Source organism: Paracoccus sp. PAMC 22219 (assembly GCF_000787695.1).
Taxonomy (GTDB): Bacteria; Pseudomonadota; Alphaproteobacteria; order Rhodobacterales; family Rhodobacteraceae; genus Paracoccus.
In genome coordinates this window covers 58,890-81,089 of the sequence record NZ_BBPH01000001.1, presented here as the reverse complement: position 1 = coordinate 81,089, position 22,200 = coordinate 58,890, and the positions used below count along the sequence as shown (strand labels likewise).

20 protein-coding genes and 2 pseudogenes are annotated in these 22,200 nt (G+C 67.3%); 21 read left to right on the top strand and 1 reads right to left on the bottom strand.

Going from position 1 to position 22,200, the window contains the following annotated elements; translation table 11 throughout:
* Positions 1-132: 132 nt before the first annotated feature.
* The 6 genes from dctP to doeB all read left to right on the top strand — a co-directional run bounded on the left by dctP (position 133) and on the right by doeB (position 6,097).
* Positions 133-1,158 (top strand): TRAP transporter substrate-binding protein DctP, encoded by a 1,026-nt coding sequence (gene dctP, locus TY51_RS00420; protein WP_042244472.1) that lies wholly within the window; start codon positions 133-135, stop codon positions 1,156-1,158.
* A gap of 65 nt (positions 1,159-1,223) precedes the next feature.
* Positions 1,224-1,889, top strand: a complete 666-nt coding sequence (locus TY51_RS00415; RefSeq protein WP_081994631.1) for a TRAP transporter small permease — start codon at positions 1,224-1,226, stop codon at positions 1,887-1,889.
* Entirely contained in the window at positions 1,886-3,172 is a 1,287-nt protein-coding gene (locus TY51_RS00410) for a TRAP transporter large permease (protein ID WP_042244469.1), read from the top strand. Before TY51_RS00415 ends, TY51_RS00410 begins: the two co-directional genes overlap by 4 nt.
* A gap of 10 nt (positions 3,173-3,182) precedes the next feature.
* Positions 3,183-3,887, top strand: a complete 705-nt coding sequence (locus TY51_RS00405; protein WP_042244467.1) for a hypothetical protein — start codon at positions 3,183-3,185, stop codon at positions 3,885-3,887.
* A 27-nt stretch (positions 3,888-3,914) separates the two neighbouring features.
* Positions 3,915-5,111 (top strand): ectoine hydrolase DoeA, encoded by a 1,197-nt coding sequence (gene doeA / locus TY51_RS00400; protein WP_042244466.1) that lies wholly within the window; start codon positions 3,915-3,917, stop codon positions 5,109-5,111.
* Complete coding sequence (doeB, locus tag TY51_RS00395) at positions 5,108-6,097, top strand: N(2)-acetyl-L-2,4-diaminobutanoate deacetylase DoeB (RefSeq protein WP_042244464.1); 990 nt, start codon at positions 5,108-5,110, stop codon at positions 6,095-6,097. Before doeA ends, doeB begins: the two co-directional genes overlap by 4 nt.
* Here doeB and TY51_RS00390 read toward each other — a convergent pair.
* Positions 6,094-6,720, bottom strand: coding sequence for an alpha/beta fold hydrolase (locus tag TY51_RS00390; RefSeq protein WP_042244462.1), 627 nt, complete (start codon positions 6,718-6,720; stop codon positions 6,094-6,096). The genes doeB and TY51_RS00390 overlap by 4 nt on opposite strands.
* 90 nt (positions 6,721-6,810) lie before the next feature.
* Between TY51_RS00390 and TY51_RS00385 the strand changes: the two genes are divergently transcribed.
* From TY51_RS00385 to TY51_RS00315, 15 genes and pseudogenes are all read left to right on the top strand, one after another.
* On the top strand, positions 6,811-7,689 hold the full coding sequence (locus TY51_RS00385) for a LysR family transcriptional regulator (RefSeq protein ID WP_042244460.1): 879 nt from the start codon (positions 6,811-6,813) through the stop codon (positions 7,687-7,689).
* Between the two features lie 90 nt (positions 7,690-7,779).
* The gene (locus tag TY51_RS00380; RefSeq protein ID WP_042244458.1) at positions 7,780-8,253 is read left to right on the top strand and encodes a formate dehydrogenase subunit gamma; all 474 of its coding nucleotides are present in this window, start codon (positions 7,780-7,782) and stop codon (positions 8,251-8,253) included.
* Positions 8,250-9,767: an NADH-quinone oxidoreductase subunit NuoF gene (locus TY51_RS00375; RefSeq protein WP_042244456.1), complete on the top strand. Its 1,518-nt coding sequence runs from the start codon at positions 8,250-8,252 to the stop codon at positions 9,765-9,767. The genes TY51_RS00380 and TY51_RS00375 overlap by 4 nt, the downstream gene beginning before the upstream one ends.
* On the top strand, positions 9,764-12,691 hold the full coding sequence (gene fdhF / locus TY51_RS00370; RefSeq protein ID WP_042244454.1) for a formate dehydrogenase subunit alpha: 2,928 nt from the start codon (positions 9,764-9,766) through the stop codon (positions 12,689-12,691). Before TY51_RS00375 ends, fdhF begins: the two co-directional genes overlap by 4 nt.
* A gap of 2 nt (positions 12,692-12,693) precedes the next feature.
* A complete protein-coding gene (gene fdhD / locus TY51_RS00365) occupies positions 12,694-13,518 on the top strand; it encodes a formate dehydrogenase accessory sulfurtransferase FdhD (protein WP_081994618.1) in 825 nt (274 codons plus the stop codon).
* Positions 13,508-13,711 (top strand): formate dehydrogenase subunit delta, encoded by a 204-nt coding sequence (locus TY51_RS00360; protein ID WP_042244452.1) that lies wholly within the window; start codon positions 13,508-13,510, stop codon positions 13,709-13,711. Before fdhD ends, TY51_RS00360 begins: the two co-directional genes overlap by 11 nt.
* A gap of 51 nt (positions 13,712-13,762) precedes the next feature.
* Positions 13,763-14,740, top strand: coding sequence for a diacylglycerol kinase family protein (locus TY51_RS00355; RefSeq protein WP_042244450.1), 978 nt, complete (start codon positions 13,763-13,765; stop codon positions 14,738-14,740).
* A gap of 6 nt (positions 14,741-14,746) precedes the next feature.
* Positions 14,747-15,538 (top strand): metallophosphoesterase, encoded by a 792-nt coding sequence (locus TY51_RS00350; RefSeq protein WP_042244448.1) that lies wholly within the window; start codon positions 14,747-14,749, stop codon positions 15,536-15,538.
* Between the two features lie 187 nt (positions 15,539-15,725).
* Positions 15,726-17,405, top strand: a complete 1,680-nt coding sequence (gene rpsA, locus TY51_RS00345) for a 30S ribosomal protein S1 (protein WP_042244446.1) — start codon at positions 15,726-15,728, stop codon at positions 17,403-17,405.
* Positions 17,406-17,644: 239 nt separating this feature from the next.
* Positions 17,645-17,929 carry an integration host factor subunit beta gene (ihfB, locus tag TY51_RS00340; protein ID WP_042244444.1) on the top strand — a complete coding sequence of 95 codons (285 nt, stop codon included), beginning with the start codon at positions 17,645-17,647 and terminating at the stop codon, positions 17,927-17,929.
* Positions 17,930-17,977: 48 nt separating this feature from the next.
* Positions 17,978-18,361, top strand: a complete 384-nt coding sequence (locus TY51_RS00335; protein ID WP_042244443.1) for a lipopolysaccharide assembly LapA domain-containing protein — start codon at positions 17,978-17,980, stop codon at positions 18,359-18,361.
* Positions 18,362-18,364: 3 nt separating this feature from the next.
* Positions 18,365-18,999 (top strand): annotated as a pseudogene (locus TY51_RS00330) (phosphoribosylanthranilate isomerase).
* A 319-nt stretch (positions 19,000-19,318) separates the two neighbouring features.
* On the top strand, positions 19,319-19,642 hold the full coding sequence (locus tag TY51_RS00325; protein ID WP_231558827.1) for a permease: 324 nt from the start codon (positions 19,319-19,321) through the stop codon (positions 19,640-19,642).
* Positions 19,643-19,676: 34 nt separating this feature from the next.
* A complete protein-coding gene (locus tag TY51_RS00320) occupies positions 19,677-20,936 on the top strand; it encodes a DNA-packaging protein (RefSeq protein ID WP_042244575.1) in 1,260 nt (419 codons plus the stop codon).
* A 79-nt stretch (positions 20,937-21,015) separates the two neighbouring features.
* Positions 21,016-22,199 (top strand): annotated as a pseudogene (locus TY51_RS00315) (phage portal protein).
* Position 22,200: the final 1 nt, after the last annotated feature.

The following is a 22,200-nucleotide window of genomic DNA, read 5'->3' as shown; positions in this document are numbered from 1 at the left end:
AATACATCAATTGACTTGGATTCCGCTTGTCCCGAACCATCGGGTCCAACCGGAACGGTCCGCAAGGTCCGAATCCTGCCACAGAAGGACCCGCGCGATCCGCGTGCAGGGCCCGCCCCAACAGGAGGTATCATGACCATCAGAACCCGCCCCGCCATCCACCTGACCGCAGCCAGCCTGACCGCCCTGATCCTGGGATCGGGGGCCGCCATTGCCGACACCTGGCGCTATGCCTTCGAGGAGGCGCTGGACGAGGTCCAGGGCGTCTATGCCCAGAAGTTCAAGGAGGAGGTCGAGGCCAATTCCGACCATGAGGTGCAGCTGTTCCCGTTCGGCACGCTGGGCGAATCCGACAACATCATGGAACAGACCCAATCGGGCATCCTGCAATTCGTGAACCAGTCGCCCGGCTTTACCGGGTCGCTGATCCCCGAGGCGCAGGTGTTCTTCGTGCCCTATCTGCTGCCCGAGGATGACGACCAGCTGTTCGCCTTCTTCCGCAATTCCGAGGCGATCAACACGATCTTCCCGGAGCTGTACGCCCAGCAGGGGCTGGAGCTGCTCAGCATGTACCCCGAGGGCGAGGTGATGGTCACGTCGAACGACGCCATCGCGGCGCCCGCCGATTTCGACGACGTCAAGGTGCGGGTGATGACCAACCCGCTGCTGGTCAGCAGCTATCAGGCGTTCGGCGCCACGCCCACGCCGTTGCCGTGGGGCGAGGTCTATGGCGGTCTGCAGACCGGCATCGTCGACGCGCAGGAGAACCCGGCCTTCTTCATCGAATCGACCCGCATGTACGAGGTGCAGGACCACATCACCCGGCTGGGCCACAACAACTTCACCACCGCGCTGATGGCCAACCAGGAGTTCTTTGCGGGTCTGTCCCCCGAGGATCAGCAGGTGGTCCGCGACGCCGCGGCGGCCGCGTTCGACCACATCATCGAATATCAGCAGGGTCTGACCGAGGCGTCGCTGGAGAAGATCACCGCCGATCGCCCCGAGGTCACCGTCACCACCCTGACCGAGGAGCAGCGCGCGCCCTTCCGCGACACCGCGGCCCAGGTCGAGGCGACCTTCCTGGAGATCGGCGGCCCCCGCGCCCAGGAGGTCCTGGACCAGATGAAGGCGGACCTGTCCGCCGCGGCCGAGGGCTGATCTCCGCTGCCCCGTCCCGCGTCGCGGGGCGGGGCCGATGACGGAACGATGATGGACAGGTGGCCATGACGCCAAAGACCGCAGGTGACCGGCCCCCAGGCCTGTCCGACGACCCGGACATCCTTGCCGCCGCCGAGGCGACGCAGGCACAGGACGACATCGACGACGCGCTGTACGAATCCGGTCTGCCCGGCCCCCTGGGGGTCGCCGACCGCGTGATCGCCCGGCTGGAGGCGGTGGCCCTGGCCATCGGCGTGCTGGCGATGGCGTTCAACACCGTCGCCAATGTCGTCGGCCGCTTCGTCTTTGGCCGGTCGCTGTATTTCGCGGAAGAGGTGAACCAGGCGCTGATCGTGCTGGTGACGTTCGCGGGCATGTCCTATGCCGCGCGCCACGGGCGCCACATCCGCATGTCGGCCATCACCGACGCGCTGCCGCCCAAGGCGCGCAAGGCGATGGTGGTGGCGATCTCGGCGCTGACTGCGGCGCTGCTGCTGGTGTTGGCGTGGTTCGCGCTGTCCTATGTGATCAGCCAGGCGGGCCGGGGGCGGGTGCTGCCCGCGCTGCGCATCCCGCAATGGTGGATCATCGTCTGGGTTCCGGCAGGGTTCTTCCTGACCGGCCTGCAATACGCGCTGACCGCGCTGAAGAACCTCAGGGACCCCGACATCTGGCTGTCGACCGCCGTGCGCGACGGGTACGACCTGCCGCAAAAGGACGCCGACGCATGACCGCCGCCATTCTGGGCACGATGATCGTGCTGCTGCTGCTGGGCTTTCCGATGATGGTGCCGCTGATCGTCGCGTCGGTCGTGGGCTTTGTCGCGATCTTCGGCGGCATCGGCCATCTGGAGACGCTGGTCCAGCAGGTCATCGCGGGCATCCAGCCCGCCAGCCTGATCGCCGTCCCGATGTTCATCTTTGCCGCCGAGATCATGACCCGCGGCCAGTCCGCGGGCCGCCTGATCGACGTGGTCATGGCGTTCCTGGGTCACATCAAGGGCGGGCTGGCCATCTCGACCGCGGGGGCCTGCACGATGTTCGGCGCGGTATCGGGGTCGACGCAGGCCACGGTCGTGGCGGTGGGCGGCCCGATGCGGCCGCGCCTGCTCAAGGCGGGCTACAGCGACCGTTTCACGCTGGCGCTGATCATCAACGCATCCGACATCGCCTTTCTGATCCCGCCGTCGATCGGCATGATCATCTATGGCGTGGTGTCGGGGACATCCATTGCGGAGCTGTTCCTGGCGGGGATCGGGCCGGGGCTGCTGATCCTGGTGATGTTCTCGATCTATTCGTATATCTATGCGGTGCGCCACAATGTGCCGACCGAACCGCGGATGCCCTGGCCCGACCGGCTGCGCGCGGTGCGCCGGGCGATCTGGCCGATGGGCTTTCCGGCGCTGATCATCGGCGGCATCTATGGCGGGATCTTTTCGCCGACCGAGGCCGCCGCCGCATGCGTGCTGTACGCCATCGTGCTGGAAATGGTGGTCTTTCGCCAGGTCTCTCCGCGTCAGCTGTTCGCGACCGCGAAATCGACCGGGCTGATCACCGCGGTGGTGTTCATCCTGGTCGGCGCGGGCGCGGCCTTCAGCTATGTCATCAGTTTTGCCCAGATCCCGCAGGAGATCCTGGCCGGCATCGGCATCGACGGCATGGGCCCCTATGGGGTGCTGTTCACGATCTCCATCGCGTTCTTCATCGGCTGCATGTTCGTGGACCCGATCGTGGTGATCCTGGTGCTGGTGCCGATCTTTGCGCCGGTGGTGCAGGCGACGGGGCTGGACCCGGTGCTGGTCGGCACGATCATCACCCTGCAGGTCGCCATCGGCAGTGCCACGCCGCCCTTCGGCTGTGACATCTTCACGGCCATCGCGGTGTTCCGCAGGCCCTATTGGGAGGTCATCCGCGGCACGCCGCCCTTTGTGGTCATGCTGCTGAGCGTGTCGGTCCTGCTGATCTTTTTCCCGCAGATCGCGTTGTTCCTGCGTGATCTGTCCATCGACGGGTAAGGGGAATGGCATGCTGCACGACAACCTGAACCGGTTCGGGCTGGTGGCCCTGGCCACCGACCTGACCATCGAGGGCGATGCCGCCACCCTGATGCCGCCAGGCACGCGGCTGCATGTCACGCGCATCGCCTTTGACAACCCCACGACCGAGGACAACCTGCGCGCCACCGGCCCGCGCCTGCGCGACGCGGTGGATCTGCTGGTGCCGGGGGTGCCGTTGTCGGGGATCGGGTTCGGCTGCACCTCCGCCGCGGCGGTGCTGGGCGACGGCATGGACGCGCTGGCGGGGGGCCGCGCGCCGGTGACCACGCCCGCGGGCGCGGCGCTGCTGGCGTTTGCCGCGCTGGGCGTGACGCGGGTGGCGCTGATGACGCCCTATCTGGCGGCGACGACCGATCTGGTCGGTGATCATTTCGCGGCCCACGGGGTGGATGTCGTCCGCCGGTCGTCGATGGGACATGCCGACGACCGCGACATGGCCATGCTGAACCCGACCGAGATCACCGAGATGGCCTTGGCCAGCGACCACCCCGACGCGCAGGCGCTGTTCATGTCCTGCACCGCGCTGCCCGCACTGGGCCTGATCGACACGCTGGAGGGGCTGCTGGGCAAGCCGGTCGTCACCGCGAACCAGGCGCTGTTCTGGGCCATGCTGGACCGCGCGCGCATTCCGGGCCGCGGGCCGGGGGCGTTGTTCCACACCCGCAGCTGGTAATTCACCCCCCGACGCAAGGTCCGTCCCATGCCCGAACTGCAACGCACGCCCGAACGTTTCGCGACCGAGGAATACGAGGCCCGGCTGGCCGGCACCCGCGCCCGGATGGCCCGCCAGGGCCTGGACACGCTGATCGTCAGCGACCCGTCCAACATGGCCTGGCTGACCGGCTATGACGGCTGGTCGTTCTATGTGCATCAATGCGTGATCGTGGGGCCTGTGGGTCCGCCGGTCTGGTTCGGGCGCGGGCAGGACGCCCAAGGCGCGCTGCGCACCGTCTGGATGCCCGAGGACGCGATCATCGGCTATCCCGACCACTATGTGCAGTCCACCGAGCGTCACCCGATGGAATACCTGGCCGCCCGGCTGACCGATCTGGGCTGGAACCGCGGCACCATCGGGGTCGAGATGGACAATTACTGGTATTCGGCCAAGGCGCATGCCTGCCTGTCCGCAGGCCTGCCGGACGCGCGGCTGACCGACGCGGTGTCGCTGGTCAACTGGCAGCGCGCCGTCAAGACGCCCAAGGAGCTGGAATACATGCGCAAGGCTGCGCGCATCGTCGAGCGCATGCACCGCCGCATCGCCGACAAGGTCGAGGTGGGCATGCGCAAATGCGACCTGGTGGCCGAGATCTATGATGCGGGCCTGCGCTATGACGAATGGTCGGGCCATGGCGGCGACTATCCGGCCATCGTGCCGCTGCTGCCGTCGGGGCCCGATGCGGGCGCGCCGCACCTGACCTGGGACGACCAGCCGATGAAGCCGGACGAGGGCACGTTCTTCGAGATCGCCGGCTGTTACCAGCGATACCACGTGCCGCTGTCGCGCACGATCTTTCTGGGAACGCCCCCCGAAGCCATGCTGGAGGCCGAAAAGGCCGTGCTGGAGGGCATGGACGAGGGGCTGGAGGCCGCGCATGCGGGCAATACCTGCGAGGACGTCGCCAACGCCTTCTTCCGGGTGCTGGACCGCCACGGCATCGTCAAGGACAACCGCACCGGGTACCCGATCGGCCTGTCCTATCCGCCCGACTGGGGCGAACGCACCATGTCGCTGCGCCGGGGCGACAAGACGGTGCTGAAGCCGGGCATGACATTCCATTTCATGACCGGGCTTTGGATGGATGACTGGGGCTATGAGACCACGGAATCGATCATCATCACCGATGGCGCGCCCGACCTGTTCTGCACCCTGCCGCGCCGGATGCTGGTGAAATCGTGACGGCGATCGTCCCCACCATTCCGCTGGACGCCCCCGGCAAGCATCACGGGTTCCTGCGCCTGCCCCACAGTCGCAACGACAGCGCTTGGGGCAGCGTGATGATCCCGCTGACGGTCATCCGGGGCGGCGACGGTCCCACCGCGCTGCTGACGGGGGGCAATCACGGCGACGAATACGAAGGGCCGTTGGCATTGCAGCAGCTGGCATGGGAGCTGGAGCCTGCGCAGGTGACGGGCCGCGTCATCATCCTGCCCGCGATGAACGCGCCTGCGGTGGTGGCGGGCACGCGGGTCAGCCCGGTGGACGGGGTGAACATGAACCGCGCATTTCCGGGCCGCCCGGACGGCACGGTCACGCAGAAGATCGCGGATTACCTGGCCACCGTGCTGGTGCCTGCGGCGGATCTGGTGCTGGATTACCACTCGGGGGGCAAGACGCTGGATTTCCTGCCCTATGCCGCGGCGCATTATCTGGACGATGCGGATCAGCAGGTGGCCTGCGTCGCCGCAATGCGGGCGTTCGGCGCGCCCTGGTCGATGATGATGCGCGAGATCGACGCGGTGGGCATGTTCGACACCACGGTGGAACAGCAGGGCAAGGTCTTCGTCACGACCGAACTGGGCGGCGGCGGGACGGCCACGGCGGCCTCCGTATCCATCGCGCTGCGCGGTGCGCGCAACGTGCTGCGCCATGCAGGCATCCTGTCGGGCCCGGTCGAGGGGGTGGATGACAGCCGCATGCTGGACATGCCCGACGACGCCTGTTTCCATTTCGCGCCCCAGGGCGGGCTGCTGCATCCGCTGATCGATCTGGGACAGGACGTGGCCGAGGGCCAGCCATTGGCCTGCATCTGGCCCGTGGATCGCACCGGCGTCGCGCCCGTGACCGTTCATGCGAACCGTCCCGGCCTGTTGGCCGCGCGGCATTTCCCGGGGCTGGTGCAGACCGGCGACTGTCTGGCGGTGGTGGCGGTCCCCGAAGTCTAGCGCGCGATCGCGTCGATCAGGTCGGCCAGCCCCTGCGGGTCCGACTGAAAGGGCGAATGCCCCCAGGGTCGGTGGTGCAGGTGATCGACAGGCGCGCGGTCCAGCATCGCCCGCTGTGCGGCGGGCAAGATCGCGCGGTCCTGGTCGCACAGGACATAGTGGCGGGTGGTCTGCCTACGCGGTCCGGGCAGCGGGTCGCGCAGGGGACCGATCGGCTGCGGCCGCAGGCGGGACAGGTCGACATCCGGGCAGTCGTGATACAGCATCGCCCGCGCGGCGTCCGGCGGCAGGACCAGCCGCCCCAGATCGTCGCGCGGCCAGCGCCGCGGCGGCGCGGGCACCAGCCGGTCCAGCGACGCCACGCTGTCGCCCGGCAGCGGCAGATAGGAGCACAGGTGGATCAGCACCCGTGGGGGCTGGTCCATCGCCTCGGCCAGCATGCCGCCCAGGGAGTGGCCCACCACCACCGGCGCCCAAGGAAGCGCCGCGGCGCAGTCGGCCAAGGTGTCGCCGGCAATGTCGGGACAGGACGCGCGCCAGCCTTGCGCGCGCAGCAGGGCCGCGGTCCGGTCCCAGCACCAGCCGCCGTGCCATGCCCCGTGGATCAGCAAAATATCGGTCATCCCCCGACCCTGACTCGCGAAGGCCCGCACGGCAAGTCCTTGACCGCGCCCGCCCGGTCGCGCCTGATGGCGGCCAAAGGGGGACGGCACATGATCGACAAGCTGGAGATGTTCCTGGCCGTGGCCAAGGAGGGTCATTTCGGCCGCGCCGCCGCCACCATCGGCGTGACCCAGCCGACCCTCTCCGCCGGGATCAAGCAGCTGGAGGAGAGCCTGGGCGTCCTGCTGATCTTTCGGGGGTCGCGCTATGGCGGGCTGACGCCCGAGGGGCAGCAGGCCCTGGTCTGGGCGCGGCGCATCGTGGGCGACACCCGCCAGCTGCGCGACGAGATGCGGGCCGTCCGCCACGGCCTGTCGGGGCGGCTGCGCATCGCGGTCATTCCCACCGCGCTGACCTGGGCCGCGCGGATCAGTGCCCGGTTCGGGGCGGCGCATCCGAACGTGGGCTTTACCATCCTGTCGCGCACCTCGGTCGAGATCCTGCAGATGATCGACGATCTGGAGGTGGATGCCGGCATCTCCTATCTGGACAACGAACCGCTGGGCCGGGTCAGCAGCGTGCCGCTGTATGACGAACGCTATCTGCTGGTCGCGCATCGGGATCACCCGCTGGCGGCGCAGGCGCAGGTGGCGTGGTCGGACCTGGACGGGCAGCGGCTGTGCCTGCTGTCCCAGGACATGCAGAACCGTCGCATCATCAACCGCACCCTGACCGCCGCCGGGGTGACCCCGCAGGCGACGGTCGAATCCAATTCGACCGTGGTGCTGGTGTCGCATGTGATGGCGGGCGGCTGGTTGACCATCCTGCCCGAGGACATCGCCGGGTTCCTGGCGCAGGGCAAACCCCTGCGCCTGATCGCGCTGGAGGGGTCGGCACCGGGCCATGCCGTCGGCCTGATCGCCCCGTGGAGAGAGCCGCACACCCCGGTGCTGGAGGCGCTGCTGACCGAGGCGCGGCGCATGGCTTGATAGAAATCCTCTATCGTTCAACGGAACTGCGATATTGATTTCAGATGATCGCGGGGGTCTTCTGAACAGTGGATATCTGAAAGGCCAGCCATGCTGAACCAAGCGCCAGCCCCGACCGCGGACGAGATCCGCGATGTCGTCACCCCCCTGACCGCGTTGGAGGGGCCGCTGCTGCCGATGCTGCATGCGATCCAGGCGGAATGGGGGCATGTGCCGCAAGCTGCCGTGCCGGTGCTAGCCGACGTTCTGAACCTGGGCCTGGCCGAGGTGCATGGGGTCATCAGCTTTTATCACGATTTCCGCGACCACCCCGCCGGCCGCCATATCCTGAAGATCTGCCGGGCCGAGGCCTGTCAGTCGATGGGCGGTGCGGCCATGGCTGCGGGTGTGCTGGACCGGCTGGGCGTCGACTGGCACGGCACCACACCGGACGGCGCGGTGACGGTAGAGCCGGTCTACTGTCTGGGCCTGTGCGCCTGCGCCCCAGCGGCGATGCTGGACGGACAGTTGATGGGGCGGGTCGATGGCGACCGGCTGGTCAGCGCGCTGGAGGCGGCACGATGAGGATCTACGTTCCGCTGGACAGTGCCGCCAAGGCGCTGGGTGCCGATGCCGTGGCCGACGCCCTGATGCAACAGATCGCCGCGCGGGGACTGGACGCGCAGGTCATCCGCAACGGATCGCGCGGCATGGTCTGGCTGGAGCCGCTGGTCGAGATCGAGGCCGACGGCCAGCGTCTGGCATACGGTCCCGTGACGCCCGCAGATGTGGGCGCGCTGCTGGACGGGACACTGCCGGGGCTGGGCCGGGTCGAGGACATTCCCTTCTTCGCGCGCCAGACGCGGCTGACCTTTGCGCGCTGCGGGCTGATCGACCCGCTGGACCTGGACGATTACGAACGCCACGGCGGGCTGGTCGGGCTGCGCCGGGCCACCGGCATGGCAGGCGCCGCCATCGTGGCCGAGGTCACGGCCAGCGGCTTGCGCGGGCGCGGCGGCGCGGGCTTTCCGACCGGCATCAAGTGGAAGACCGTGGCCGATGCGCTGGCCGATCAGAAATACATCGTCTGCAACGCGGACGAGGGCGACAGCGGCACATTCGCCGACCGGATGATCATGGAGGGCGATCCCTTCACCCTGATCGAGGGGATGGCCATCGCCGCCCTGGGGGTCGGGGCCACGCGCGGCTATGTCTACATGCGGTCCGAATATCCGGTAGCGATCGACGTGCTGGAACGCGCGGTGGTGATCGCCCGCCAGCGCGGCGTGCTGGGTGCGGACGTGCTGGGGTCGGGGCGGGCATTTGACATGCAGGTGCGGGTCGGCGCCGGTGCCTATGTCTGCGGAGAGGAGACCAGCCTGCTGAACAGCCTGGAGGGCAAGCGCGGAACGGTGCGCGCGAAACCCCCGCTGCCGGCGCTGGAAGGGTTCCTGGGCAAGCCCACGGTCGTGAACAACGTGATCTCTCTGGCCACCGTGCCGGTGATCTTTGAACGCGGGGCGGCGCATTACGCCGATTTCGGGCTGGGCCGGTCGCGCGGCACGGTGACCCTGCAGATCGCCGGCAACGTCGCGCGGGGCGGGCTGTTCGAGACGGCCTTTGGCATGACGCTGGGCGAGGTCGTGAACGATATCGGCGGTGGCACCGCGACCGGGCGTCCGGTCAAGGCCGTGCAGGTGGGCGGGCCGCTGGGTGCCTATATGCCCATCGGCAAGTTCCATACGCCCATGGGCTATGAAGAGTTCGACCAGAACGGCGGGCTGATCGGCCATGCCGGGCTGGTCGTGTTCGACGACAGCGCCGACATGCTGAAGATGGCGCGGTTCGCCATGGAGTTCTGCGCCATCGAATCCTGCGGCAAGTGCACGCCCTGCCGGATCGGCGCCGTGCGGGGGGTCGAGACCATCGACCGCATCGCCGCGGGCGACCCCGGTGCCGCGGCCCTGCTGACCGATCTGTGCGAGACGATGAAGGATGGGTCGCTCTGCGCCCTTGGGGGGTTCACGCCCTATCCGGTCATGTCCGCGCTGACGCAATTTCCCGACGATTTCGCCACCCACAAGGAGGCTGCGGAATGAAAGACTTCATCATCCCGGAATTCGCACCCGGCGACGACCGCGACATGGGCACCCCCGCCCGCAGCGGCATGCCCGTGGCCCTGACCATCGACGGGTTCGAGGTGACCGTGCCCGAGGGGACGTCGGTCATGCGCGCTGCGATGATCGCGGGCATCACCGTGCCCAAGCTGTGCGCCAGCGACAACCTGGAGGCGTTCGGGTCGTGCCGGTTGTGCGTGGTCGAGATCGAGGGGCGGCGCGGCACGCCCGCATCCTGCACGACGCCCGTGATGGAGGGGATGGTCGTCCACACCCAGTCTGCCAAGATCCGCAAGCTGCGCAAGGGCGTGATGGAGCTTTATATCAGCGACCACCCGCTGGATTGTCTGACCTGTTCGGCCAATGGCGATTGCGAATTGCAGGACACCGCGGGGCAGGTGGGCCTGCGCGACGTGCGTTACACGCCGGGCGACAACCATTTCGACCCGTCGGGAACGGGCGCGCGCAGCCAGGCCGAGGCCAAGCTGCGTGGGGGGCATGACAACCCGCAGTTCATCCCCAAGGACAATTCCAACCCCTATTTCACCTATGATCCCAGCAAGTGCATCGTCTGTTCGCGCTGCGTGCGAGCCTGTGACGAGGTGCAGGGGACGTTCGCTCTGACCATCGAGGGGCGGGGTTTCGACAGCCGCGTCAGTGCCGGGACCAGCGCCGACGACTTCTTTTCCAGCGATTGCGTCAGCTGCGGTGCCTGCGTGCAGGCCTGTCCGACGGCGACCCTGCAGGAGAAGTCGGTGGCCGAACTGGGCACGCCCACGCGGTCGGTCATCACCACCTGCGCCTATTGCGGCGTCGGCTGCAGCTTCAAGGCCGAGATGAACGGCGACCAGTTGGTGCGCATGGTGCCCTACAAGCACGGCAAGGCGAACCGGGGACACAGCTGCGTCAAGGGGCGGTTCGCCTATGGATACGCGGCGCATCAGGATCGCATCCTGAAGCCGATGATCCGGGAGGCCATCGAGGATCCGTGGCGCGAGGTCGAGTGGGACGAGGCGCTGGCCTTTGCCGCCGACCGCATGCGCGGCATCCAGGAACGCCACGGGCGCCGTGCCGTAGGGGTGATCACGTCGTCGCGCTGCACCAATGAGGAAACCTATCTGGTCCAGAAGCTGACCCGCGCGGTGTTCCTGAACAACAACACCGACACTTGCGCGCGGGTCTGCCATTCGCCCACCGGCTATGGGTTGGGCAAGACCTTCGGCACGTCCGCCGGGACACAGGATTTCGATTCTGTGGAACAGACAGACGTGGTGCTGATCATCGGTGCCAACCCGACCGACGGGCACCCGGTCTTTGCCAGCCGCCTGAAGAAGCGCCTGCGTCAGGGGGCCAAGCTGATCGTCGTCGATCCGCGGCGCACCGACATCGTGCGGTCCGCGCATGTCGAGGCGTCCCATCACCTGCCGCTGCGTCCCGGCACCAACGTCGCCGTCATCAGCGCCATGGCGCATGTGATCGTGACCGAGGGGCTGATGGACGAGGCCTATATCCGCGACCGCTGCGACTGGGACGAGTTCCAGCACTATGCCGAGTTCATCGCCGATCCCCGCCACGCCCCCGAAGCGACAGAGGCGCTGACAGGCGTTCCCGCGTCGGAGCTGCGCGCGGCCGCACGGCTGTTCGCGACGGGCGGGAACGGCGCGATCTATTACGGGCTGGGCGTGACCGAGCACAGCCAAGGGTCGACCACCGTCATGGCGATCGCGAACCTGGCGATGCTGACCGGCAATATCGGGCGGCCCGGCGTGGGGGTGAACCCGTTGCGCGGTCAGAACAACGTGCAGGGCGCCTGCGACATGGGGTCGTTCCCGCACGAGCTGCCGGGATACCGGCACGTCAAGATGCCCGACGTGCGCGCGATCTTCGAGAACGCCTGGGGGGTCGAGATCGACCCCGAGCCCGGCCTGCGCATTCCGAACATGCTGGACGCCGCGGTCGAGGGGACGTTCAAGGGTCTGTACTGCCAGGGGGAGGACATCCTGCAGTCCGATCCGGACACGCATCACGTGGCGGCCGGGCTGGCGGCGATGGAATGCGTGATCGTCCACGACCTGTTCCTGAACGAGACCGCGAATTACGCCCATGTCTTCCTGCCGGGGTCGTCGTTCCTTGAGAAGGACGGGACCTTTACCAATGCTGAACGCCGCATCAACCGCGTGCGCAAGGTCATGGCGCCCCGCAACGGCTATGAGGACTGGGAGATCACCCAGCTGCTGGCCAATGCGATGGGGGCCGGGTGGCATTACACCCACCCGTCGCAGATCATGGACGAGATCGCCGCGACCACGCCCAGCTTTGCCGGCGTCAGCTATGAGCGGCTGGAGGAGCTGGGGTCGGTGCAATGGCCCTGCAACGAGGCCGCGCCCACGGGCACGCCGCTGATGCATGTCGACGGGTTCCAGTCCGGTCGCGGGCATTTCGTGATCACCGAATACATCCCGACCGACGAACGCACCGGGCCGCGGTTCCCGCTGTTGCTGACCACCGGGCGCATCCTTTCGCAGTACAACGTGGGCGCGCAGACCCGGCGGACCGAGAACACCGCCTGGCACGGACAGGACGTGCTGGAGATCCATCCGCATGACGCCGAGACGCGCGGCATCAATGATGGCGACTGGGTGCGGCTGGCCAGCCGGGCGGGGGAAACCACGCTGATGGTGACGCTGACCGAGCGGGTGGCGCCTGGGGTGGTCTATACGACCTTCCACCATCCGGCGACGCAGGCTAACGTGGTGACGACCGATTTTTCGGACTGGGCGACGAATTGCCCGGAATACAAGGTCACCGCGGTGCAGGTCAGCCCCTCGAACGGTCCGTCGGACTGGCAGGAAAGCTATAACGCACAGGCCGAGAGGTCGCGGCGGATCCTGTCAGCCGCGGAGTGACCATGAGCCTGCCCGACCCCACGACCCAGACCCCCGCCACACACGTCCGCGCGACCAGCCGCGCGGACGTGACCCGGACCCTGCCCGAGGAGACGGCGGTGGCGATGGTCTATGGCGGATCGACCCAGGCCGTGATGATGGCAACGCCCGCGGATCTGGAAGACTTCGCCGTGGGCTTTTCCCTGACCGAGGGGATCGTGACCCACCCGTCGCAGATCGAACGGCTGGAGGTTCTGGCCCACCCCAAGGGCGTCGAGGCGCAGATGTGGATCGCGGACGACCGCACCGATGCGCTGGCGGCGCGGCGTCGCTTCATGGCGGGACCTGTCGGATGCGGGCTGTGCGGGATCGACAGCCTGGACGAGGCCGTGCGCGCATTGCCCGACCTGTCGGGCGCTGGGCCGGTGCTGGATGCGGGCCAGATCGCGCGGGCGACCGACGATCTGCGCGGGTGGCAGCCGCTGCATGACCGGACGCGTGCGGTGCATGCGGCGGGCTTCATGATCCCCGGGCAGGGGATCGTCCTGGCGCGCGAGGATGTGGGTCGCCACAACGCGCTGGACAAGCTGATCGGCGCGATGGCGCGGCAGGGGATCGACGCGGGGCAGGGGGCGTTCGTGCTGACCAGCCGCGTGTCCGTCGAGATGGTGCAGAAATGCGCTCTGGCCGGGGGGGCGGTGCTGATCGCCGTCTCCGCGCCCACCGCCCATGCGCTGCGCCTGGCGCAGGGCGCGGGCATCACGCTTGCGGCCTTTGCCCGCGGCGAGGGTTTCGATCTGTTTTCCCACCCCGAACGGCTGCGCGCCGAGGTGTCCGATGTCGCCTGACAAGATGGTCCTGATGGTCAACCAGATCGCCGGTTTCTTTGACACCCAGCCCGGCGGCGCCGCGCCCGAGAAGATCGCCGCCCACCTGCGCGATTTCTGGGAGCCGCGGATGCGCGAGCAGCTGACCGCATTCGTCGGCGGCGGCGGGCAGGGGCTGAAACCGTCTGCCGAGGCGGCGGCCCGGCTGCTGTAGGATGCAACCCTGCACCGGGGTTGGGTGTTTGGTGGCCAACGGATGACAATCATGGCCGGGGACAGTCCAGCGATGCAGCACAAGACCGACGGGTTCGACTTGGCCAGCGCCAGAGTCTGTGTCGTGATGAATCGCGGATCGGGCAAGAAGAAGCATGTCGAGCTGCGCGAGATGCTGAACGCGCGTCTGGCCCCGGCCTGCGGCAGCTTCGCGCTGCGCGAGAGCCGCAAGGGCAGCGATCTGCCCGCGCTGGCGCGCAAGGTCGCGACCGAGGGGTTCGATCTGGTCATCGCGGCGGGTGGTGACGGCACGCAATCGGCGGTGGCCGGGGCGCTGGTGGACAGCGATGTCGTGATGGGTGTCCTGCCGGGTGGGACCTTCAACTATTTCGCGCGTGACCTTGGCGTGGGTGAAACCGTCGAGGAGGCGTTGGACACGATCTTGGACGCGCGGGTCGAGGCAGTCGATCTGGGCGATGTCAACGGCCTGATTTTTCTGAACAATGTCAGTCTTGGCGCCTATCCGCAGATCCTGAAGACGCGCGAGGGGATCTATAAGCGGTGGGGGCGGTCGCGGTTGGCGGCCTATTGGTCGGTGATGGTCGCGCTGCGGCGTCTGCGCCGTCCGATGCAGCTGGTCGCCCGGGTCGACGGGCAGGAAAGCCGCTATACCAGCGCGTTGGTGTTCGTCGCGCGCAGTGCCTATCAGCTGGACAGCTTTGGCTTGGAGGGCGCGGAGGAGATCCGGCGTGGCGAATTTGCGGTGCTGATTGCCAAGGCGAAGCGGCCCCTGCCGCTGATGCGGTCGGCATTGCGCATGGCGATGGGCAAAAGCGCCAAGGACGACGATTTCGACCTGATCCTGACGGACGCGCTGACCATCGAGACGCCCAAGCGTCGCCAGCTGGTGGCCCATGACGGCGAGAAAGCGACGTTGGAAAGCCCGTTCAAGCTGAAGGTGCGCCATGACGGCCTGCGCGTGCTGCTGCCCCGTGACGGGATCAGCAAGACCGAGCGGCCGGAGGTCTGACCGCCTGTGACGCGCATCCTGCACCTGACCGACCTGCATTTCGGATTTCACCGCACCGCGCTGGAGGCGCCGCTGTTGGCGCGGATCGCGGCGCTGCGGCCCGATCTGGTGGTGATCGGCGGCGACATCACGCATCGCGCGATGCCCGCGCAGATGCGGCAGGCGCGCGCCTTTCTGGACCGGATCGAGGCGCCGCTGATCTGCATGCCGGGCAACCATGATGTGCCGGCGTGGAACCCCGTGGCGCGGATGTTCTGGCCGTTTGCGGGGTTCCGGCGGCATTTCGGGCCGGTGCTGACCCCGGTGGGGCGCGCGGGCGACGTGCGGGTGATGGCACTGAACAGCGCCGACCCCTATGCGTGGCAGCGCGGAAAGATCCGCGAGGGCGAGATCGGCCGGGTGATCGGCAATGTCGATGCGATGGGGACCAACATCGTGGCGCTGCACCATCCGCTGCAGCAGTTGCCGCGGGTCGACAAGGCGCTGGCACGGCGCGCGTCCGAGGCGCTGTACCGGCTGGAGGCGTCGGGCGTGCAGGTGGTCCTGTCGGGGCACCTGCACCGGTGGGCGTCGGACGCGCTGTTGGCGACGGGGCGTCATCCGCGCGTGCTGCAGATTCAGACCGGCACGGCGCTGTGCGCGCGCATCAGCGACGGACAGAACGAGTTCGTGCTGCTGGAGATCGACGGCCCCGACCTGCGGCTGGAACGGCATGTCGCGCCGATGGACGCCGATGGCTTTGGCCCCCCCGAGATCGCCGATTACAGCCGCGCGTCGGGCGTGTGGAGACGCGTTTAGGCGTTGAAATTGGCGTCAAACACGGGTATTGGGACCGCAGTCACACGGGCGACATGGTCAGAACAGACCGCATTCAAACGGGTCGGGCTTCATGCCGCGACCCTTTGGCGTTGTCCGAACGGCATCATAAAGACCGGCGGAGCCAACCGTCAGGCCGGAAAACAGACACAAAGGATACTGAATACGTATGTGCGCTAAAGCGACCATGGAGGAGTTCGAGGCCCTTCTGAATGAAAGCCTCGAGATTGACACCCCCGACGAGGGCAGCGTTGTCAAAGGCCGCGTCATTGCCATCGAGGCAGGCCAGGCCATCATCGACGTCGGCTACAAGATGGAAGGCCGCGTCGATCTGAAAGAATTTGCCAATCCCGGCGAAGAGCCCAGCATCAAGGTCGGCGACGAAGTCGAGGTCTATCTGGACCGCGTCGAGAATGCCCGCGGCGAGGCGTCGATCAGCCGTGAGAAGGCCCGCCGCGAGGAAGCCTGGGACCGTCTGGAGAAGGCCTACGAGAGCGAAGAGCGCGTCGAAGGCGCCATCTTCGGTCGCGTCAAGGGCGGCTTCACGGTCGACCTGGGCGGCGCCGTCGCGTTCCTGCCGGGTTCGCAGGTCGATGTGCGCCCCGTGCGCGATGCCGGCCCGCTGATGGGTCTGAAGCAGCCGTTCCAGATTCTGAAGATGGACCGTCGCCGCGGCAACATCGTCGTGTCGCGTCGCGCCATTCTGGAAGAAAGCCGCGCCGAACAGCGCGCCGAAGTCATCGCGAACCTGACCGAAGGTCAGTCGATCGACGGCGTGGTCAAGAACATCACCGAATACGGTGCGTTCGTTGATCTGGGCGGCGTCGACGGCCTGCTGCACGTCACCGACATGGCCTGGCGCCGCGTCAACCACCCGTCCGAGATCCTGGCGATCGGCGAGACCGTCAAGGTCCAGGTCATCAAGATCAACAAGGACAGCCACCGCATCAGCCTGGGCATGAAGCAGCTGCAGGCCGATCCGTGGGATACGGTTGCCGACAAGTTCCCGATCGAGTCCGTCCACCAGGGCCGCGTGACCAACATCACCGACTATGGCGCGTTCGTCGAGCTGGAAGCCGGTGTCGAGGGTCTGGTCCATGTCAGCGAAATGAGCTGGACCAAGAAGAACGTCCACCCGGGCAAGATCGTCTCGACCTCTCAGGAAGTCGAAGTGATGGTTCTGGAGATCGACGAGGCCAAGCGCCGCGTGTCCCTGGGCCTGAAGCAGACGATGCGCAACCCGTGGGAAGTGTTCGCCGAAACCCACCCGACCGGCACCGTCATCGAAGGCGAGGTCAAGAACATCACCGAATTCGGTCTGTTCATCGGTCTGGACGGCGACATCGACGGCATGGTTCACCTGTCGGACATCAGCTGGGATGCCCGCGGCGAAGACGCGATCCAGGACTTCCGCAAGGGCGACGTCGTCAAGGCGGTCGTGCAGGACGTGGACGTCGAGAAGGAGCGCATCAGCCTGTCCATCAAGTCGTTGGAAAACGAGAACATGGCAGAGGCCGTTGATGGCGTGAAGCGTGGCACCATCGTCACCGCCGAAGTCACCGCGATCGAAGAGGGTGGCATCGAGGTCGAGTACAACGGCGTCAAGTCGTTCATCCGCCGCAGCGACCTGGCCCGCGACCGTGCCGACCAGCGCCCCGAGCGTTTCAACGTCGGCGACAAGGTCGATGCCCGCGTGACCAACGTCGACACCAAGACCCGTCGTCTTGGCCTGTCGATCAAGGCCCGCGAGATCGCCGAGGAAAAAGAAGCCATCGACACCTATGGCAGCTCGGATTCGGGCGCGTCGTTGGGCGACATCCTGGGTGCGGCATTGAACCGCAACAGCTGATCAGGTACGCCTGATCAATCCTTGCCCGCCCCGGTTCGTCCGGGGCGGGCTTTTTCTTGCCCACACCCCGGCGCTTGAGCGCCATCCCGCTTGCACGATTGGGGCAAAGCTGGCAACGCTATGAAACCAGTGACTTCTGTCGGGCGTTGAACGGAAACAGGAAGGGCGGTATTGCACCGTCCTTGCGTCTTGGCGTGCTGACTTTGACGGCAGGAAGACCCGTCCAATTGGGGGAACATATGATCCGGTCCGAACTGATCCAGAAGATCTCAGACGAGAACCCCCACCTGTTCCGTCGGGACGTCGAGAGGATCGTGAACACGATCTTCGAGGAGGTCATTGACGCCATGGCGCGCGGCGACCGGGTCGAGTTGCGCGGCTTTGGCGCGTTTTCCGTGAAGAAGCGCGATTCCCGCACGGGCCGCAATCCGCGCACCGGGGAATCGGTGGATGTCGACGAGAAGCACGTCCCGTTCTTCAAGACCGGCAAGCTGTTGCGCGACCGCCTGAACGGCGACGCCTAGGCCCCTGTTTCCGGGCATCCTGCCCGACCGCGATATCGAGGAATTTCCATGCGCTTCATCCGTCTGATCTTTGTCGCAGCACTGGCGCTTGTGCTGGTGGGCGTCGCCTTGGCCAACCGTGACATGGTCACGCTGTCGGCGTTTCCCGCGAATTTCGGCCAGTATCTGGGCGGCACATGGTCGCTGACGCTGCCGCTGTTCCTGGTGATCTTTGTCGCATTCGCCTTGGGGATGCTGGCCGGTCTGGTCTGGGAATGGCTGCGCGAGGCGCATATCCGCCGCGAGGCGCGTCAGCGCAGCGCCGAGGTCGTGCGTCTTGAGAGCGAAGTCGGCCATCTGCGCGACCGCCACGCCGCCCCGCGCGACGAAGTGCTGGCGATTCTGGACGAGCCTGCCCCCGCGAAGGGCGCGGCCCTGCCTGCGGTCCGCTGAGGCGTGGCCGAGGTCAAGATCTGTGGGCTGTCCGAGAAACGGCATGTCGCGGCGGCAGTCGATGCCCGCGCGCGGTTTCTGGGGTTCGTGTTCTTTCCGAAATCGCCCCGTGCCGTGACCGCGGCGCAGGCCGCCGCGCTGGTGGCGGACGTCCCGGTTGGCGTTGCTCGGGTCGGACTGTTCGTCGATCCGTCCGATGACCTGTTGCGCGAGGTTCTGGATCATGCGGCATTGGACGTGATTCAGCTGCACGGGAATGAGAGCGCGGCCCGGGTGACCGAGGTCAAGGCGCTGACGGGGCTGCCGGTGATGAAGGCGGTTGGTCTGTCGGGTCCTGCGGACCTGCCACAGTTGATGGAGTATGGTCTGGCGGCCGACATGCTGCTGGTCGATGCCAAGCCGCCTGCCGGGGCTGATCTGCCGGGCGGCAACGGGTTGGCCTTTGACTGGCGGCTTCTGGTCGGGCGGCACTGGCTGCGGCCCTGGATGCTGGCCGGTGGCTGACGCCGGACAATGTGGCCGAGGCGGTGCGGCTGACAGGCGCGCCGGTCGTCGACGTCAGTTCGGGCGTGGAAAGCGCGCCGGGGGTCAAGGATGTTGCGCTGATCCGCGCGTTCGTCGAGGCCGCGCGAGGGTGATTCAAGGGCGTGTTGCGTGGCGTTCGCAGGGGGTGTTGCGCGCTGTAGCGGTTTGAAACTGAACGATAAAGAGACGCGTATTTGCACGTTCAGGTTTAAGCGTTGACTTTGCGAACGCCCTAAAGTAGAAATTGTACATGCTGGAAGAGGTGGGCAAGCGGCCGGGGGAAACCCCTGGGCCGCTTTTTTCGTCTCTTGGCTCGTGCGGACAGGAACACGAGGCGGGGCAGAGTGCATGAACGATATGGAATGGGGCGGGGCCGGGAAAACCGACGGACCTTTCGTGACCGGAACCCAGCCCGAAAAGGCGGGGTTCGCGATGCCCGAGATCGCCGAGGGCGAGGACGAGATCGACGTCCTGCGCTGGCTGTTCTGGGATTACGTCAAGGACCTGCGGGGGCATCAGGCCGAGCTTGAGATGCTCAAGTCCGGGGAGCTTGACCCGGCCAAGCTGAAAAAGGCCATGGAGACGGCGAAGACGGTCCGCGAGGCCGTCCAGCTGCTGATGGCGGAAAGGATCAAGGTTGACAAACTTCGCAAGGACATCGCGGGCGGCGTCGGAGGGGGCAGCCTTGACCTCGGCGCCGCACGAGACGAGATCGGGCGCCGCCTGGCTTGCCTCCGCCGGGCCGGAGGAGGTTGAGGAATTTCTGGGCGGGCTGTCGCAGAACGCGCTGATGAGCCTGCCCTGGCTGTTCGAGTTCTGGGCATTGCCGCACCAGTTGCCCCCCGAGGGCGACTGGAAAAGCTGGGTGATCATGGGCGGACGCGGCGCGGGCAAGACCCGCGCCGGGTCGGAATGGGTGCGCGGTCTGGTCGAGGGGCCCACGGCCGCGGCGCCCGGGAAGTGTCATCGCGTGGCCTTGGTTGGCGAGACCTTTGACCAGGTGCGCGAGGTGATGGTGTTCGGCGAGAGCGGCATCCTGGCCTGCTCGCCCCCGGATCGGCGGCCCATCTGGGAGGCCGGGCGCAAGCGCCTGGTCTGGGCCAACGGCGCGACGGCGACCGTCTATAGCGCGCATGAGCCGGAGGCCTTGCGCGGGCCGCAGTTCGACGCGGCCTGGGTCGACGAACTGGCCAAGTGGAAGAAGGCCGAGGATGTCTGGGACATGCTGCAGTTCGCGCTGCGGCTTGGAGAGCATCCCCAGCAGGTCGTCACCACCACGCCGCGCAATGTCGGCGTGCTGAAGCGCATTCTGGGGAACGCCAGCACGGTCGTGACCCATGCGCCGACGGATGCGAACCGCGCCTATCTGGCGGAAAGTTTCCTGGCCGAGGTGCAGACGCGTTATGGCGGCACCCGGTTGGGGCGGCAGGAGCTGGACGGCGTTCTGCTGGACGATGTCGAGGGGGCGCTGTGGACGACCGCGATGCTGGAAGGCGCGCGGGTGGCCGACGTGCCCAAGCTGGACCGGATTGTCGTCGCGGTCGACCCTTCGGTCACCGGGGGGCGGGCCAGCGACGAATGCGGCATCGTGGTGGCGGGCGTCGTCACTCAAGGCGAGCCTAGGGATTGGCGCGCCTATGTGCTGGAGGATGCCAGTGTCCGGGGCGGGCCGACGGATTGGGCCCGCGCCGCGATTGCCGCGATGGATCGCCACGGCGCCGAGAAGCTGGTGGCCGAGGTGAACCAAGGCGGTGACCTGGTCGAGAGCGTGGTGCGTCAGATCGACCCGTTGGTGCCGTTCAAGGCGCTGCGGGCATCGCGGGGCAAGGGTCTGCGGGCAGAGCCCGTTGCGGCGCTGTATGAGCAGGGTCGCGTCAAGCACCTGAAGGGCGCGTTGGGCGCGCTGGAGGACCAGCTGTGCCAGATGACGGTGCGCGGGTTCGAGGGGCGGGGCAGCCCCGACAGACTGGATGCCTTGGTCTGGGCGATCCACGAGCTGATGATCGAGCCCGCCGCCGGCTGGCGCAGGCCGCAGATGCGGCGATTGTAACCGGGTCCGAGAGGTTGGACCGACGAAGGGCCGTCCTCATGGGGCGGCCCTTTCGCATGGCTGAGGCATGGAGGCGAGCATGGCGTTTCGATTGTTTTCGCGGGAGGAGAAGTCATCCCCCCCGCCAGAGAGGAAGGCCAGTGCCACGGGCCGGGTCGTGGCATTCGCGAGCGGATCCGGGCGCCCCGTCTGGTCGGCACGCGACCCCGGCACGCTGACGCGCAGCGGGTTCATGGGAAACCCGGTGGGCTTCCGCAGCGTGCGCCTGATCGCCGAAGCGGCGGCGGCGGTGCCGATGATTTGTGCGGATCGCGACCACCGCTATGAGGTGCATCCGGTGCTGGACCTGCTGCGCCGGCCCAATCCGGGGCAGGGCCGGGCAGAGCTGTTCGAGGCGCTGTTCGGGCAGATCCTGCTGTCGGGGAACGGCTATCTGGAGGCGGTGGGTGCGGACGGCACGGGCATCCCTGAGGAGCTGCACGTCTTGCGGTCGGATCGCATGAGCGTGGTTCCCGGCGCGGATGGCTGGCCCGTCGCCTATGAATACGCGGTGGGCGGGCGCAAGCACCGGTTTGACATGACCGGCAGCCCCGATCCGATCTGCCACGTCAAGGCGTTCCACCCGCAGGACGACCATTACGGCCTGTCCCCGATGCAGGCGGCCGCCGTGGCGCTGGACGTGCACAACAGTGCCAGCGCCTGGTCCAAGGCGCTGTTGGACAATGCGGCGCGGCCCAGTGGGGCGATCATCTACAAAGGGATCGACGGGCAGGGGGTGCTGAGCCCCGAGCAGTACGACCGCCTGGTGGGCGAGATCGAGATGAACCACCAAGCGCCCGCAACGCGGGCCGCCCGATGCTGTTGGAAGGGGGGCTGGACTGGCGGCCCATGGGCTTCAGCCCGTCCGACATGGAGTTCCACGAGACCAAGCTGTCGGCGGCGCGGGAGATCGCGCTGGCCTTTGGCGTGCCGCCCATGCTGCTGGGGATTCCGGGAGACGCGACCTATGCGAACTATGCCGAGGCGCATCGGGCGTTCTATCGCCTGACGGTGCTGCCGCTGGTCAGCCGGGTGTCGGCATCGGTCGCGTGGTGGCTGTCCGAGCATCTGGGAGCGGAGATCGAGCTGCGGCCCGACCTGGACCAGATTCCCGCCCTGGCCGATGAGCGCAACCAGCAATGGGCGCGCATCAGCGGCGCAAGCTTCCTGACGGATGCGGAAAAGCGCGCCCTGCTGGGCCTGCCGCCCGTGGACGGGGCGTGAG

Coding starts and splice junctions, on each gene's coding strand:
- dctP (WP_042244472.1), top strand. CDS start 133: ATGACCATCAGAACCCGCCCCGCCATCCACCTGACCGCAGCCAGCCTG.
- TY51_RS00410 (WP_042244469.1), top strand. CDS start 1,886: ATGACCGCCGCCATTCTGGGCACGATGATCGTGCTGCTGCTGCTGGGC.
- doeA (WP_042244466.1), top strand. CDS start 3,915: ATGCCCGAACTGCAACGCACGCCCGAACGTTTCGCGACCGAGGAATAC.
- TY51_RS00335 (WP_042244443.1), top strand. CDS start 17,978: ATGCGCTTCATCCGTCTGATCTTTGTCGCAGCACTGGCGCTTGTGCTG.
- TY51_RS00390 (WP_042244462.1), bottom strand. CDS start 6,720: ATGACCGATATTTTGCTGATCCACGGGGCATGGCACGGCGGCTGGTGC.
- TY51_RS00415 (WP_081994631.1), top strand. CDS start 1,224: ATGACGCCAAAGACCGCAGGTGACCGGCCCCCAGGCCTGTCCGACGAC.
- TY51_RS00375 (WP_042244456.1), top strand. CDS start 8,250: ATGAGGATCTACGTTCCGCTGGACAGTGCCGCCAAGGCGCTGGGTGCC.
- TY51_RS00385 (WP_042244460.1), top strand. CDS start 6,811: ATGATCGACAAGCTGGAGATGTTCCTGGCCGTGGCCAAGGAGGGTCAT.
- TY51_RS00325 (WP_231558827.1), top strand. CDS start 19,319: ATGCCCGAGATCGCCGAGGGCGAGGACGAGATCGACGTCCTGCGCTGG.
- fdhF (WP_042244454.1), top strand. CDS start 9,764: ATGAAAGACTTCATCATCCCGGAATTCGCACCCGGCGACGACCGCGAC.
- TY51_RS00355 (WP_042244450.1), top strand. CDS start 13,763: ATGGCCGGGGACAGTCCAGCGATGCAGCACAAGACCGACGGGTTCGAC.
- fdhD (WP_081994618.1), top strand. CDS start 12,694: ATGAGCCTGCCCGACCCCACGACCCAGACCCCCGCCACACACGTCCGC.
- ihfB (WP_042244444.1), top strand. CDS start 17,645: ATGATCCGGTCCGAACTGATCCAGAAGATCTCAGACGAGAACCCCCAC.
- TY51_RS00320 (WP_042244575.1), top strand. CDS start 19,677: ATGAGCCTGCCCTGGCTGTTCGAGTTCTGGGCATTGCCGCACCAGTTG.
- TY51_RS00360 (WP_042244452.1), top strand. CDS start 13,508: ATGTCGCCTGACAAGATGGTCCTGATGGTCAACCAGATCGCCGGTTTC.
- TY51_RS00380 (WP_042244458.1), top strand. CDS start 7,780: ATGCTGAACCAAGCGCCAGCCCCGACCGCGGACGAGATCCGCGATGTC.
- TY51_RS00405 (WP_042244467.1), top strand. CDS start 3,183: ATGCTGCACGACAACCTGAACCGGTTCGGGCTGGTGGCCCTGGCCACC.
- rpsA (WP_042244446.1), top strand. CDS start 15,726: ATGTGCGCTAAAGCGACCATGGAGGAGTTCGAGGCCCTTCTGAATGAA.